This window comes from Sedimentibacter sp. B4, assembly GCF_000309315.1.
Classification (GTDB): Bacteria; Bacillota; Clostridia; order Tissierellales; family Sedimentibacteraceae; genus Sedimentibacter; species Sedimentibacter saalensis.
In genome coordinates, this window is sequence record NZ_CANG01000906.1 from 71,866 (window position 1) to 86,519 (window position 14,654).

The window sequence follows — 14,654 nt, forward strand, 5'->3', positions numbered from 1 at the left end:
TCCTTTTAAAAAAGTACTAATATCATAAAAATTATTTGGCTTGTTTCAATGATAAAACCGCATGTGTCCCCTGTCATTCCGCCAATTTTGTCTTCAATCCACCCTGATATGAAAAGTGTTGCAGCGATTGTCGCAAAACATGATACTGAAAAAATCATCCTGTAAGGGGTTATAACAACAAAAATAGCCAGGAAAATCAAATTGACAGCCACTGTTTTCGTATCCATGGACTCAATGAATGTTGTACCCATTCCCTTTGTTTTTTTTGCATATTTTTTACCCATGCATGAGACAGTAAGGCATGCTCTTCCCACAACTGGCATCAAGAAACATGTGAACATGTCAGCAAAAGAAAACAAAACAAACTGCGAAAGAATTATCACAATAAGACATATTACTCCAAATGCTCCAATGTGAGAATCACTCATGATTTCAAATACACGTTCTCCTGTCCTTCCTGAAAACAGACCGTCAGAAGTATCTGCAGCTCCGTCAAGATGAATGCCCCCGGTTATTGCAACATATCCGATGGTAAGAACCAAACCTCTTAAAAAAGCTATGTACGTCCTACCGAATAAAAAGTAAACTGCAACAAGCAAAATGCCAATGACTGCTCCCATAAGAGTGTACAAAGACAATGCTCTTTTGAAATTATTTTCATCGTATGTGATTTTTCTTCCCACAGGAATGCGGGTAAAAAATGAAATCAAAGTTAGAAATCCTGAGGCCATTTAACCATTTCTCCCTTATGTTTAAGTTTGATGGGAATGCCTGAAAATATAAAATACATGAAATCTGACTTAATGCTAATCTTGCTGTTGATTCTCCCGCTTATATCTCTGAAATAATTTCCCATATAATAAGAAGGAACAACTCCCATTCCTGTTTCGTTTGAAACAATAATGAGTTTTTTGTTGTTACAGTTGCATACATCAATCAATGACATGACTTCAAGAGTAATTTTTTCCTCAAGTTCATTGACATTTTCAATGCTGCAAGTATTAAAGTCAAGCTTGCTGTCAAACATGAAGTTACCAATCAATGTTGTGATGCAGTCAATCATTATGGCATCAGAATTCATAAACTCCGGGAAATTAACAAGATTTTTAAAATCCCTGTAAATTTCAAGAGTGCTCCATGATTTTGGACGCTGCTCTTTGTGTTTTTTTACTCTGTCAGCCATAGCCTGGTCAGTTACTACTGCCGTGGCCAGGTACAGCACGTTTTCAGCATATTCTTTTGCTTTCATTTCTGCAAATGTGCTTTTTCCGCTTCTTGCTCCGCCTATTACAAATGTCACGCTCATAATTTCACCATTTTATAATTTTTACCATTAACTCTAGTATTATAACATTTAAAATGCAAAAATCAAACAAATTTCTGCAAAAAAATGTATGATTTAATTCCTGTTTTGTTTGACTTTATCATAAAATAAAATTAATATATAGTAAAACGATTAAAGGTGAACTATGAAAATAACCGGCATTGTAGCAGAATACAACCCCTTTCACATGGGTCATGAATATCAGCTGAAGAAAGCACGTGAATTATCAGGCTGCGATGCAGTTGCTGTTGTTATGAGCGGAAATTTCGTGCAGCGCGGAGAACCGGCAATAATAGACAAATTCAGACGTGCTGAGGCAGCCGTCAACGCAGGAGCCGACATCGTCATTGAACTTCCCATGCCTTTTTCATGCCAGAATGCAGAAATGTTTGCTTTTGCAGCAGTAAATGAATTAAAAAAGCTTCATGTAACGTCTTTGAGCTTTGGATGCGAAAATGAAGACCCCAAAATGCTTTTAAAAATTGCTAAAACACAGCTTTCAGATACATATGTTAAAATTCTGAAAGAAGAAATAAAAAAAGGAATATCATTTCCAGCCGCCATGACAAATGCATTGACATTAATCCTTGGAGAAGAATCACGTGATACGGTCCTTTCCCCTAACAATGTGCTGGCTATTGAATACATGAAAAGCATCATGAAGCAAGACTTAAAGTGGGACTTTTACCCTGTACGACGCATGGGAAAAAATCACAACGATGAAGATATATCAGGTTTTTTTGACAGCGCAACTGCAATCAGAAAAGCCATTTTAAATAACTCTTCCCAAACCATAAGCGCCACAGAAAAAAGCATAGAATTAATTGATGATTTTTACGAAAAATTCTATGGGTTTAATAGTCTTGATAATTATGTGGATATTTTGTACTACAAGATAATTGATCTGGGTGCCGATGGACTTAGTGAAATATTTGAAGTTTCAGAAGGCCTCAACAATAAAATATATGACAATATCTACAAACATTCAACAATGGATGATTTCATCATGAGCCTTAAATCCAAGCGCTATACATATTCCAAATTAAGGCGTGCAATGCTTAATATAATTTTAGACATAAAACATAATGACATAAAATATTTTATGTTACCTAATAATCATGAATATGTTAAGGTTTTAGCTTTTAACAATGTGGGAAGAAATGTAATAAAACATGCAAGAACATTTAACACTGCAGCAATAAACCGTTTTTCAGACTACAAAAAAAACAGTTTAATAGCTGAAGACCTTCACCTGTTCCGCCTCACAAACAAATCAACAGACTTGTACTACCTGCCTTTCAGAAACCGTGAGACAAATGTTGAATACAAGGAAAATGCTGTATATATAAATGATAAATAATTCATATTTCCCCCTGAATGCAATAAAATGTGTTATGGGGGTTGTATTATGTTGAAGCGAAACTTTATTCCTGTTCTTATTTTAGTTTTTATAAGCTTATTTATACTAAAACCTGACATTGTGTCTGAAGGAGCTTTCAGAGGACTTAACATTTGGGTTAACAACATAGTTCCATTTTTGTTTCCAATGTCTGTATTGTCAAACATCCTGCTTCAGTACAACTTCTTGTACAGTTTGTTCGGGCGCATGTCTTATTTGTCAACTAAACTTTTTAAAAGCAAGTTTGCTCTCATTCCATTTTTCATAAGTTTCATATCAGGCTACCCTTCAGGAGCCATGGCTGTGAACATAATGGCAGGAGGCAAACGAATAAATGAAGAAGAAGCAAATTATTTGACCGTATTTGCCAATGATTGCAGTTTTCAGTTCATTGCAGGAGCTGTTTCATTTTCAATGCTCGGAAATTTTCATCTGTACCGTTTCATTGCAATTCCGCATTTTCTCGGCGCTCTGGCAATAGGAATGATGATGTCAAAAAAAGAGTCTAGGCTTGGAATGAACATAAGCGCCTTGAGAAAACCTGTCATGTCTTTTAACAAAGCTTTCAGCACAGCTATTTACAAATCAGTTTCAAGCATATTGTCAGTGGGCGGAGTCATTGTTATTTTTTCGGTTATATCACACTTTTTAAGTGACAGTCTAGAAAGCATTGCAGCTTTACTTAATCTGAAAATGTACATAAGTGACATCATTTATTCTCTTTTGATTGGGATACTGGAACTTACAAACGGCTGCAGCATCATTACATCATCATCATTTGTTCCTCTTGAAATGAAGCTCATAGTAATTAATTTTCTCATAAGCTTTTCTGGAATGTCAGTAATCTTTCAGACAATGGCCGTAGTGGATGAATTTGATTTTGACGCTAAAAGCTACATATTTTATAAATTCATGCAAGGCGTCATGTCTTCACTCATATGTACGCTCATGTTCATTTTTGCAGGGAATATATATTGATTATACAACAAATAATATGTATAATGGTAACAGCATATATACAAGGTGATAAAATGATAAATGTTATAATTACAGGAACAGGCGGCATGATCCCTCTTCCCGACAGATTTCTGGCATCATGCGTAATTGAATATAACGGAAGAAAAATTCTTATTGACTGCGGAGAAGGAACACAGGTTTCTCTTCACAAGGGGAAAATCAGCATTAGTAAAATTGATGTGATACTGCTCACCCACTGCCATGCAGATCACATAACCGGACTTCCGGGGCTTTTGCTGACAATTGGAAACAGCGGAAGAACAGAACCCTTAGACATTATAGGACCAAGAGGAAGTATGAGTATTATAAACTCATTGCTGGTTGTGTGCGGCTATCTTCCATTTGAAGTGAGAATGTCAGAACTTCATGATACAAAGCCAGTTGAATTTGAGCAGATAGGGCTGAATATAACATCCATACCTCTTAAACATCACATGAACTGCGTTGGTTACAGTCTTGAGCTTAAGTTAAAACCCCACTTCAACCCTGAAAAGGCAAAACAATTAAATATTCCAGTAAACTTCTGGAGAACTCTGCATGGCGGAGAAAGTGTAAAAGTCATGGACAAAACAATTACTCCTGACATGGTCTTAGGAGAAGAAAGACCCCCCATTAAAATTTCCTATGTAACTGACACAAGACCTGTTGATTGGATAAATAAAATAGTGAGAAACTCAGATTTGTTCATATGCGAAGGAATGTACGGAGATGATGAGCAAAAAGAAAAAACATCAGAAAAAATGCACATGATTTTTTCGGAAGCAGCTGAAATTGCACGTGATTCCAATGTAAAAGAGCTTTGGCTAACTCATTTCAGCCCTGCCATGCCAAATCCCGGTGAATACATAAACTTTGCAAAAGTTATATTTTCAAACACTTTTGTTGGCCATGACCATATGACTAAATATTTAAAGCCAGAAGAATAACTAAATATTAATTAAGAATGAAGAGTTATGCTGAAGAATTAAAAGAAGGGATTGTGCCGCGGCACAATCCCAACTAATAATTCTTAATTTTTAACTCTTAATTCTTAATTGTATTTATTTCTTTCCTTTCAATCTTTTCAGACGGAAGAAGTCTTCTCTTTCCTTTTCTTCCAAGACTTCCTGGATATATTTTACCTGTTCTCTGTACTTTGGTATTTGAACATGCTGCAAAGCATTTGTTCTTTTTTGTGTTTTTTGTATTTCCTTGGCAAGCTTGAAAACTGAATTTTCAATTTCTGCCAGTTCGTACATTTTAAGCTTTGCTTTGCAAAACATCTGTCTTGCTTCATCGAGAGATGCATTTGTTGAATAAAAGCCATAGGCTGGAAGAATGTCATCTTCCTTGTACTTCAGTGTGGGAATGTCCACGCCCATGACGCTTTTTAAAAGAATGTCGTAGTGTTCGTCAGTGGGTATGCCATAGCTTATGTCTTCAACATTTTTTACACCCAATGTCATGTTTGCTTTTTGCAATACTGCATAAGCTTCAGTCATTACGTCATAAATTTCATTTTGCATGTTTCGTGCCTTGTCTACAAATACCATCATTTCTTTTATAAGAATGTTCCTTTTTTTATCTAAAAGCTCATATCCCTTTTTTGAAAGCTCCAGAGATGACTTTGCTTTTATGAGGTTAGATTTTGTAGGTGCAACCATCACTGCCATAACTATCTCTCCCTGTTGTGTACGTAATATTTAGACAACATTTCAGGTTTCACACGATCAAGTTCTGTTTCAGGCAATATTGACAAAACATACCATCCAAGATCAAGAGTTTCATTTATGTTTCTGTTTTCATTCTTATCCTGAGCAATAAATTTGTTTTCAAGCTCACGTCCAAACTGCAGATACAATTTATCTGTTTCCCCCAGGTCGTCTTCACCGATTATCTGAGAAAGACTTCGTATATCCTGAACCTTTGAATATGAAGCGTAAATCTGGCTCTGCAGGTCTGAATGGTCTTCTCTTGTAAATTCAGCACCTATACCGTCCTTCATAAGACGTGAAAGTGACGGCAGAATGTCTATTGGTGGGTATATTCCTTTATGGTTCAATTCCCTGTTAAGAACTACCTGTCCTTCTGTGATGAATCCTGTCAAGTCAGGTATTGGATGTGTTATATCATCATTAGGCATTGTCAGTATTGGTATAAGGGTTATTGAACCTTCACAGCTCTTAAGCATTCCGGCTCTTTCATAAATTGTTGAAAGGTCTGAATACAAATATCCCGGGTATCCTTTACGTGATGGAACTTCTTCCTTTGCTGATGAAATTTCACGCAGTGCTTCAGCATAACTTGTCATGTCTGTCAAAATAACCAATACGTGCATGTTGTTTTCAAAAGCAAGATACTCTGCTGCAGTAAGGGCACATCTTGGAGTCGAAATTCTTTCTATAATAGGAGCATCTGCTGTGTTAAGATACATTACAACGTGATCCAGAACTCCAGCAGATTCAAAGCTTTTTCTGAAGTAGTCAGCATCATCGTGACGAACTCCCATTGCACCGAAAACAACTGCAAAATTGTCCTTTGTTGCTCCCTTTATTTTAGCTTGTTTAACTATCTGAGCTGCCAGTTCATTGTGTGACATACCATTTCCTGAGAATATAGGAAGCTTCTGTCCTCTAATGAGTGTCATAAGTGAATCTATTGCAGAAATACCTGTCTGAATGAAGTTCTTAGGGTATCTTCTTGCAACCGGATTTATAGGTCTTCCGTTAATATTTTGTTTTACCGGTGAAATTACCTGGTATGCATTATCTATTGGTTCCCCAACGCCATTGAATGTTCTTCCCAGTATTTCTTTTGACAAAGGAATAGTAAGCGGTTCAGCAAGAAACTTTACAGAAGAGTTGTCTGTTGAAATTCCTGTTGTACCTTCAAAAACCTGAGCGATTATTTTGTCGCCTTCGATTTTGATTATTTTTCCTTTTCTTGTTTCATTTTCATCAACCCTGATGTTTATTGTTTCACCATAGGAAGCATCTTCAATGCCTGTAAGAACTATTAACGGGCCTGCAATTTTTTGTATTTTTAAATATTCCTTTTTCATATCAACACTCCCTATTCATACTTTAATCTCAAGCTGCTGTAAACATCAACAATCTTGTTCATCAATTCATCAAGCAGCTCTAATTTATCATTCGGGATTTCATATTTGATTTTCAATATATCTTGAATAACAGACTCGCCTCTAATTACAGAAATCGGAATGCCAATTTTAACGCAGGCCAATGCTTCTTCATAGAATGTATCTATAACTTTAAGCATCAAATATTGTTTTTTAAGCACAACGTAAGTGTCTTCCGCGTGCATTGCATTTTGCTGCAAAAATCCTTTTTTGATTATTCTTGCTGTTTCAAGTACCAGCGCCTGGTCATTAGGAAGAACATCTTCTCCGACCAATTGAACAATTTCATTTAATTTCTCTTCTTCCTGAAGAAGAACAATCATTTTATGTCTTAGTTCAAGCATGTCAGGAGCAACATTTTCTTCATACCATTCTGAAAGCATGTCAACATATCCTGAATAGCTTGTAAGGTAGTTGATTGCCGGATAATGTCTTGCATAAGCAAGCTTCTTATCAAGTCCTAAGAATGCTGAAACGAAACGCTTAGTGTTTTCTGTAACAGGTTCTGAGAAGTCCCCTCCAGGAGGTGACACTGCTCCGATTATTGTAATTGTAGCTTCGTCATCATTTAAAGTCTTAACACAGCCAGCTCTTTCATAAAATTCTGCAAGCCTTGAAGGCAAATATGCCGGGTATCCTTCTTCCGCAGGCATTTGTTCAAGACGTCCTGAAATTTCACGAAGAGCTTCTGCCCATCTTGAAGTAGAATCTGCCATTATAGCAACGTCATAACCCATGTCTCTGAAGTATTCAGCCATAGTGATTCCTGTGTATATGCTGGCTTCACGGGCAGCAACAGGCATGTTAGATGTGTTGGCTATAAGAATAGTTCTTTCCATCAACGGTCTGTTTGTACGAGGGTCTATAAGTTTTGGAAATTCTTCCAAAACGTCTGTCATTTCGTTTCCACGTTCACCGCAGCCTATATAGACTATTATGTCGGCATCACACCATTTTGCAAGCTGATGCTGAGTAACAGTCTTTCCGGTACCGAATCCTCCAGGAAGACCAACAGTTCCGCCCTTAGCTATTGGATAGAATGAGTCAATAACTCTTTGGCCGGTAATAAGCGGCTTGTATATTGGAATTCTTCTGTTTATAGGTCTTGCTTTTCTTACAGGCCATTTTGTTGACAGTGTAAGGTTTAAAAGTTCTGTGTTGTCTTTTGTGAGCACAACAACTGTATCATTTATAGTGTATTGTCCGTTTGGTTTAACTTCTTTTACTGTTCCGCTTACATTGATTGGAACAAGCAATTTATGAAGAATTCTTTGAGTTTCCTGAACAGTTGCGTAAACTTCGCCGGGTTTTAATTTATCTCCTGGCTTAACTGTAATTGTAACATCCCATTTCTTTTCTTCATCCAGTGTCAAAAGACCAATTCCTTCTGGAATGAAGTCCTGTGACATATTTTGAATTTTGTTCAACGGTCTTTGAATTCCGTCAAATATGTTGCCTATCATGCCTGGGCCTAAAGTTACAGACAAAGGGCTTCCTGTTGAATAAATTTTTTCCCCAGCCTTCAGTCCTTCTGTTTCTTCGTATACCTGGACTGTAGCAATATCTCCGTCCAAAGAAACAACTTCTCCTATAAGCTTTTGAGTTCCTACTGTAACCATTTCGTTTACTTTGAATGAACCCATATTGAGCCCTTTGACAACAGGTCCGTTTATTGAGTTAACAATACCTTCGTTTCTATTCATTTAAGTCACCTGCCTCTAAAGCCTCAAATATTGTCTGCATGATATATGTCTTGTTGTCTTCAAGAACAGCGTCTATTGACAAATCCATTTTGATGTCCTTGTCGGGAATAACTGCTATGAAGCCGCCCATAATATCATTTGTTGTTTTAAATTCTATATTTTTGCAGCTTTTATTTTTAGAAAGTTCCTTTTGTATAAAATCTGCATGCCTTTGTTTGTCGTTTTCTGTCAATTGAATAACCAGGTTGCATTCACCATAGCTGTTCAATAAATTTTCCAAATTTGAAATCAAGCTGTTCAAATATGTTTTGTACTTTTCTGAAACAATGAAATCAGATAATCTTTTTTTGAATGTTTCCATGAAAGTATAATAATATTTTTCTTTTAATACTATAATCTCTCGTTTTATGATTACCTTTGATCTGCTCAAGCTTTCAGTCTTTTTCATTTCAGCCTTTTTAGCAGCTCTTTCCTCGATGGACTTTGCCATCTGATTTGCTTCATCCATGCTTTTCTTGATTTTCAAATCATATTGCTTATCCATTTCCTTTAATTCTTCATTGAGACTTTTGTCCATGGAATTGTTTATGAGCTTGGAAAACAGTAATAATTTTTGTTCTATCGTAACCATAAATCACCTCATATATGAATGCCGACGGATTCTCGTATGTTATCCGCAATGGCATTTGATTCCCTTATAGATCCATGTCTGTCAGGGATTTCTATAATGAGTGGAGTTTTAGATTTAAGTTTCATTTCCATAACCACATCATTAAGCATGTCAACTATTTTTTCAGTAAGGATCAGTATTCCAATTTCCTTATCCTGCATTGCATTTTTTAAAGCTTTGTTGGCTTCATCCCTGTCATGCACAATTGTTCCGTTTATGCCTGCAAGCCTTAAGCCAACCCAAGTGTCTCTGTTATCACTTATTAAAAATGACTTCATATTAAGTTCTCTTTTCTATTGATTTTATTATACGAACAGAATCAATATAGATATAATCAAACCGTAAATTGCGATACCTTCAGACATACCAACGAATATCAATGTCTTACCAAGAAGTGATGAATCTTCTGAAATAGCTCCGATTGCTGAAGAACCAACTGATCCAACTGCGATACCTGTTGCTATTGTTGCAATACCTGTTGAAAGAGCTGCTGACAAATACTTAAGACCTTCACCGATTCCAATTGCTCCTGCTGCAGCTTCTGTTGTAGCTTCAGCTGTTTCTGCAAATACGTTGCCTCCGAATATTGTTGATACTATAGCTCCGATCATGATCAAAGCGAATGCTGATACAGTTGTCAATATTGCCTTTTTGATGTTTCCTTTTTTACCGCTTTTCATAACTTTTCTTCCATATAATGTTGTTCCGATTGATACTGCAGCTGCAGCTATAATAAATAAAATTTGCATAATTTTTACTTCCCTTTCTTTTAATTGTTTTATTTTGTAAGTTTAAGTGGTTTAAATTCTACGCCTTCACCCTTGAAATATTTACTGAACATTTCATAATATTGAAGACGAAGACCCTGAATAAATACTACAACACCCTCAAGTGTTAAGATCAAAATATTGCCTACTACCAAAATAAGAATTTTGGCTAAAATGTTGTCCATCATTTCTGAAATTACCATGAATGCTAGGAACAATCCGGCATGGTTCAGTGCAAATGCGCCAACACGGACGAATGAAATTGAATTTGACATTGCTCCCAGGAATGTTTCAACGGCTTCAAATATGCTTTCAGTGAAATATTCTCCTGGAGATTCATGGAACAATGGTCTGTGATTTTTCACCATGTTTGCCAGAGGTTGTTTTAAAATGATCAATAAAATGCTTACAAGCAATACCATTAGAGGAGCTATCACAGGAACAGCTATAATTTTAGTCAAAGCTACAATTGTCATTATGAAGCTCATGAAAAAGATATAACCGAATATACCGTTCTTTCCAAACACGCCTTCTTCTATGTTTCCATTTTTAAGGGAATTCGTGATTCCATATATAAAAGAAACAGTAAGAGCAAATATACCATAAAGAATTCCTGCTGCAAGAATCATCGGAATGTTGTCCGGACTTAAGGGTCCGCCGTGAATCAAGCTTGGAAGCCAAGGCAGCTGTTCATGTTCCAAACCGAACATACTTCCATAAACAAATCCGAATACAATTGAACTTGCACCCAGTCTCATTACAATTTCAGCAAAATCGCCGATTTTCTTCTTTAATGCCAGGCCTAGCAGAAAATATACAAGTCCTTGTCCTATATCGCCAAACATTATACCAAAAGCCAGGCAGAAAGTTATTGCAAGAAATGGTGTAGGGTCAAGCTCATAATATGAAGGAAGACTGTACATTTTAACTATTGTTTCAAATGGTCTAGTGAACCAGTTGTTTTTTAACTTTGTAGGCGGAACAACCTGTGTACCAAGTTCTTCTGCTGTCTTCTGAGTGAGCATGTATTTCTTGGAAACCTTGGAAATGTCTTTTTTAACATTTTCAAGGTCGCTTTCCTGAACCCATACGTCAACTGCAAATATATTGTTTCCTATTTCAGCCTTATCTGTTACATCTTTGATTCTTTCTTCAAGGTTAAGAATGTTGTAAAGTCTGTTGATTGAGTTTGAATTTGTCTTCTTTTCAGCTTCAATGGCTGCAGTTAATCTATCAATTTCATTGTTAAGCTTGTTTAAGCGCTCATCAATTTGGCTTATCATTTCCAAAGGTGTGCCTGTAATTCCTTCAGGTCTTTCAAGCCTGCTCCAGTTCAATGATTTTAATAGGTTATCAGTTTCTCCCTTGAATTGTTTAGGATACATAATCATATATATATCCTCATCTGAAGCATTGATAATACCTATTCTCATTACTATGGCACTAAGATTTTCATAATTTTTCTTCAAGCGCCACTTGTTTTCTTTTGATAATAGCCCCAGTTCATACTCAAAGCAGTTTAAGTGAGCAATTTTGTCAAGCTCAAGTGTTTTGTCACCTATGCTGTCAACTTTTAATCTGAAGTTCTGAAGTTCTTTTATGATTTCTCTCTTGTCATTTATTTCTTTAACTTTTACACCAAGTGAAGAGTCAATGTTCATTAATTCATTGTAAACATCTTTAATTTTGTAGTTTTCAGATAAAATGTTTTTATCAACGGTTAATTTAACACCCATTCCTTTTGCAAGGTTCTCAACAGTAACCATACCATCCATGTGTTTATCTTCATCATTCCAGGAATTTTCCAAACCCAGGTTAGATGAGCCAAGAATATCTGATTCATATTGGTGTATTACATAGTAGTTTGCATATGCATTGCTGTTTTCAACGTTTAAGTTTAAATGCACATTTTCGTTTAATATAAGTTCTTTAATGATTGGATTCATATCTTCAGTTGAACCCACAACCTTTAAAAGAACCATTTTTTCTATGGACATCCTTTAAGTTCCTCCCTTCCTTTCATCCTTACATCTTAAAAGCAAGATAACTTTTAAGCTTTTCTTTTGGTACATTGTACTGTATACCTTCAACAATTGTAGTAAAATCATCAACAATGATACCAATCAGATAGATATATGAAACAGCTGCACCGATATTATGAAATTTTTTCTTTTTCAGATATTCATACAAATATGCATTTACCGATAAATCAATTCCTGAAACACCAATATCGTCAAATATGTCCAGTTTCAAATATGATTTTACCAATAAGAAGAATTCATCCAATGATTTACTGTAGCACAACTTCTTCAATTTCTTGTAGTCTATTGAGGTTCCCCCCACCAGACTGTAGTTTAAAATTTCTTCCGGTGAAATTTTATAATAATTTAATGCCCTGTAAATCCACTGTACATTGAGAAGATCAATTTTAAGCCCTATAATGCCAAGAGCTGCATCTGTGTCCTCTTTGTCGAGTTTCTTTGCACCTTCCATTAAATTTTTATATAATTCCACATAAAGTTTCATTTCAATATGAAATTCACGATTGATGGCATCATCTTTTGTTAAGTTTTTCAATCCCGAATAATAAGGTGTGCCTTTGAGATTTTCAGTAAATTGAGCTACATTTTTTGAAGACATGAGTTTGTCAAAAGGCAGAGTTTCATGTTTGCCGGAATGAATAAAACGTGCTTCAACTCCTTCTAAACTTTCTTCCCTAGCGATTTTTCGTAAAATCAAGCTTAAATCCTGCAGTTCCCCTTCAAGCAGCAAAGATTCAATGAAATCCTTGTAGTTACCGGAAAAATAATGAAGCAAATCTTCAGTTTCAAGGGTCTTAAACTTTCCTAACAAGACTTCCATCTTGTCTCTGCTCAGTTCTTCATTCTTAACTTCATTCAGCAGTTTGCTGAATTCCGTGTTTTCTAACAAAAGCGATTTTAATTGCTCTACCGACTTGCAATCCAATAATTTTTCCCAGTCAAGACCTCTCAGTATACGGCCTTTTTTTGAAATAATTTTGGTTTGAATAGCATAGTATGCCATGTTAGGGTTCATACTATCCCTCCAGTACAAATAACTTGTTAAATATTTCTTCTACCAAAGATTTTTCCGCTTTTTTATAGTTTTTGTCTATATCAGCAGATATTTTAATGATTCTTTCCTTTTCAGCCTTATCTGTTTCAGCTACGTATACATCAGCTTCATCGGCCAACTGTTGTGCTCTTTTCTTAGCCTCTTCAAGTTTGTCGTTTTTATAACTTGAAAGAGTGCTTTCATACTCCTGCTTTTTTTTGAGCAAAAAATTGTCGTTCTTAGTTTTGTTCTCAAAAGCCAAAGAGTCTATCTCGATAATTTGATTAATTATTTCGTTCAAAAAATCACTCCTTGTTTAATTTTATACAACATTTGACATTATATCACCCTTTAATATGTTCAGCAAATATAAAACATTCACGATTATGGACATTTAAGGAATATTTTAGTTAATAATATTTTATTGCTTTAAAATGCTAGAAAAAGCTTCCGTTTAAATCAAATATCTTCCGTTTTCTTTCATTGTGAAATGTATAACAATAAAATAAAAACTTATAAATTTAAAAGCAATGAATTAAATACCTTTTTATGACAGATAAGAAAAATTTATCAATAGTAATATTTTACAAACTATATAGAATATTCTTGATAATTGAATACTATTGAATTAGAATATGGATATATTCACACAGGAGGCATATATGATAAACAAAGAAATTTTAAAAGAATATTTTTTAATAGCCCTAGGAACGCTAATTGTGGCATTTGGCGTATATTATTTCATGGTGCCGGAAAATCTGGCAACCGGAGGAGTTTCAGGTTTGTCAATTGTGCTCAGCAACTACATTTCAATTCCTATTTCTTTAATAAATTTTATACTTAACATTATATTATTAATAATAGGTTTTATTTTTCTCGGTAAGGAATTCGGCGGAAAAACAATTTTTTCTGTTTTTTTCCTTTCATTTTTCATGTACATCATGGAAAGTGTTCATCCTGCAACAAAGCCTGTCACTGATGAAATTTTGTTAAACCTCTTATGCGGCATAGTGATTTCAGCAATGGGACTTTCCATTGTGTTCAATCAAAATGCTTCTACCGGCGGTACGGACATAGTAGCCAAAATATTCAGCAAGTATTTTAACATGAATATGGGAACAGGTCTCATGGCAGCTGATATTGTGGTAGTTATTTCTGCATTTTTTACGTATGGTATTAAGACAGGAACTGTGGGAGCTTTCGGATGGTTCATAAACGGCCTTGTTGTCAATTACTTCATAGACGGGTTCTCCGTGAAGAACGAAGTAGTTATAATATCAGAAAAACATGCAGAAATTAAACAGTATATTTTCGACAAGCTTGACAGAGGTGTTACAGTCTATAAGGCTGAAGGCGGTTACACCAACGATGAGAAGGAAATTATAGTTACAATTCTTGACAGAAAAGAATATTTTGTTCTAAAAAACCAGCTGAAGCATATTGATCCCGGCGTATTTGTAATAGTCAGGACTGTGCAGGAAGTTTATGGTTTTGGATTTTCAAAATTTTAACTTTTGTTTGTAAAATTAATCTTCCTTTATTTGTAAAATTAATCTTCCTTTAATAATAGAGATTTACAAT

At 35.3% G+C, this 14,654-nt stretch carries 15 protein-coding genes; 4 read left to right on the forward strand and 11 right to left on the reverse strand.

The features are described 5' to 3' along the window. Nucleotides 1-5: 5 nt before the first annotated feature. The gene (cobS, locus tag BN358_RS14700; protein WP_019227139.1) at nucleotides 6-731 is read right to left on the reverse strand and encodes an adenosylcobinamide-GDP ribazoletransferase; all 726 of its coding nucleotides are present in this window, start codon (nucleotides 729-731) and stop codon (nucleotides 6-8) included. Beyond that, nucleotides 713-1,306, reverse strand: a complete 594-nt coding sequence (cobU, locus tag BN358_RS14705; protein ID WP_019227140.1) for a bifunctional adenosylcobinamide kinase/adenosylcobinamide-phosphate guanylyltransferase — start codon at nucleotides 1,304-1,306, stop codon at nucleotides 713-715. The genes cobS and cobU overlap by 19 nt, the downstream gene beginning before the upstream one ends. 163 nt (nucleotides 1,307-1,469) lie before the next feature. Here cobU and BN358_RS14710 point away from each other — a divergent pair, with 163 nt between their 5' ends. Genes BN358_RS14710 through BN358_RS14720 form a run of 3 tightly spaced genes read left to right on the forward strand, consistent with a single transcriptional unit; the run spans nucleotide 1,470 to nucleotide 4,666 of the window. Further along, entirely contained in the window at nucleotides 1,470-2,684 is a 1,215-nt protein-coding gene (locus tag BN358_RS14710) for a nucleotidyltransferase (RefSeq protein ID WP_019227141.1), read from the forward strand. Nucleotides 2,685-2,732: 48 nt separating this feature from the next. Beyond that, a complete protein-coding gene (locus BN358_RS14715; protein ID WP_019227142.1) occupies nucleotides 2,733-3,701 on the forward strand; it encodes a hypothetical protein in 969 nt (322 codons plus the stop codon). 53 nt (nucleotides 3,702-3,754) lie between these two features. Beyond that, the gene (locus BN358_RS14720) at nucleotides 3,755-4,666 is read left to right on the forward strand and encodes a ribonuclease Z (protein ID WP_019227143.1); all 912 of its coding nucleotides are present in this window, start codon (nucleotides 3,755-3,757) and stop codon (nucleotides 4,664-4,666) included. A gap of 114 nt (nucleotides 4,667-4,780) precedes the next feature. Here BN358_RS14720 and BN358_RS14725 read toward each other — a convergent pair whose 3' ends face one another. Genes BN358_RS14725 through BN358_RS14765 form a run of 9 tightly spaced genes read right to left on the reverse strand, consistent with a single transcriptional unit; the run spans nucleotide 4,781 to nucleotide 13,374 of the window. Further along, nucleotides 4,781-5,392 (reverse strand): V-type ATP synthase subunit D, encoded by a 612-nt coding sequence (locus BN358_RS14725; RefSeq protein WP_019227144.1) that lies wholly within the window; start codon nucleotides 5,390-5,392, stop codon nucleotides 4,781-4,783. 2 nt (nucleotides 5,393-5,394) lie between these two features. Beyond that, nucleotides 5,395-6,780: a V-type ATP synthase subunit B gene (locus tag BN358_RS14730; RefSeq protein ID WP_019227145.1), complete on the reverse strand. Its 1,386-nt coding sequence runs from the start codon at nucleotides 6,778-6,780 to the stop codon at nucleotides 5,395-5,397. 11 nt (nucleotides 6,781-6,791) lie between these two features. Further along, on the reverse strand, nucleotides 6,792-8,561 hold the full coding sequence (locus BN358_RS14735; RefSeq protein WP_019227146.1) for a V-type ATP synthase subunit A: 1,770 nt from the start codon (nucleotides 8,559-8,561) through the stop codon (nucleotides 6,792-6,794). Further along, on the reverse strand, nucleotides 8,554-9,192 hold the full coding sequence (locus BN358_RS14740) for a V-type ATP synthase subunit E (protein WP_019227147.1): 639 nt from the start codon (nucleotides 9,190-9,192) through the stop codon (nucleotides 8,554-8,556). The genes BN358_RS14735 and BN358_RS14740 overlap by 8 nt, the downstream gene beginning before the upstream one ends. A gap of 8 nt (nucleotides 9,193-9,200) precedes the next feature. Then, a complete protein-coding gene (locus BN358_RS14745) occupies nucleotides 9,201-9,509 on the reverse strand; it encodes a V-type ATP synthase subunit F (RefSeq protein ID WP_019227148.1) in 309 nt (102 codons plus the stop codon). Nucleotides 9,510-9,536: 27 nt separating this feature from the next. Next, the gene (locus BN358_RS14750) at nucleotides 9,537-9,980 is read right to left on the reverse strand and encodes an ATP synthase subunit C (RefSeq protein ID WP_019227149.1); all 444 of its coding nucleotides are present in this window, start codon (nucleotides 9,978-9,980) and stop codon (nucleotides 9,537-9,539) included. A 29-nt stretch (nucleotides 9,981-10,009) separates the two neighbouring features. Next, nucleotides 10,010-11,995, reverse strand: coding sequence for a V-type ATP synthase subunit I (locus tag BN358_RS14755; RefSeq protein ID WP_019227150.1), 1,986 nt, complete (start codon nucleotides 11,993-11,995; stop codon nucleotides 10,010-10,012). A gap of 28 nt (nucleotides 11,996-12,023) precedes the next feature. Further along, nucleotides 12,024-13,055: a V-type ATPase subunit gene (locus BN358_RS14760; RefSeq protein WP_019227151.1), complete on the reverse strand. Its 1,032-nt coding sequence runs from the start codon at nucleotides 13,053-13,055 to the stop codon at nucleotides 12,024-12,026. A gap of 1 nt (nucleotide 13,056) precedes the next feature. Beyond that, a complete protein-coding gene (locus tag BN358_RS14765) occupies nucleotides 13,057-13,374 on the reverse strand; it encodes a hypothetical protein (RefSeq protein WP_019229335.1) in 318 nt (105 codons plus the stop codon). 361 nt (nucleotides 13,375-13,735) lie between these two features. On the opposite strand from BN358_RS14765, the gene BN358_RS14770 reads away from it, so the two are divergent. Next, nucleotides 13,736-14,584, forward strand: a complete 849-nt coding sequence (locus BN358_RS14770; RefSeq protein WP_019227153.1) for a YitT family protein — start codon at nucleotides 13,736-13,738, stop codon at nucleotides 14,582-14,584. The last annotated feature ends 70 nt before the right edge of the window (nucleotides 14,585-14,654 follow it).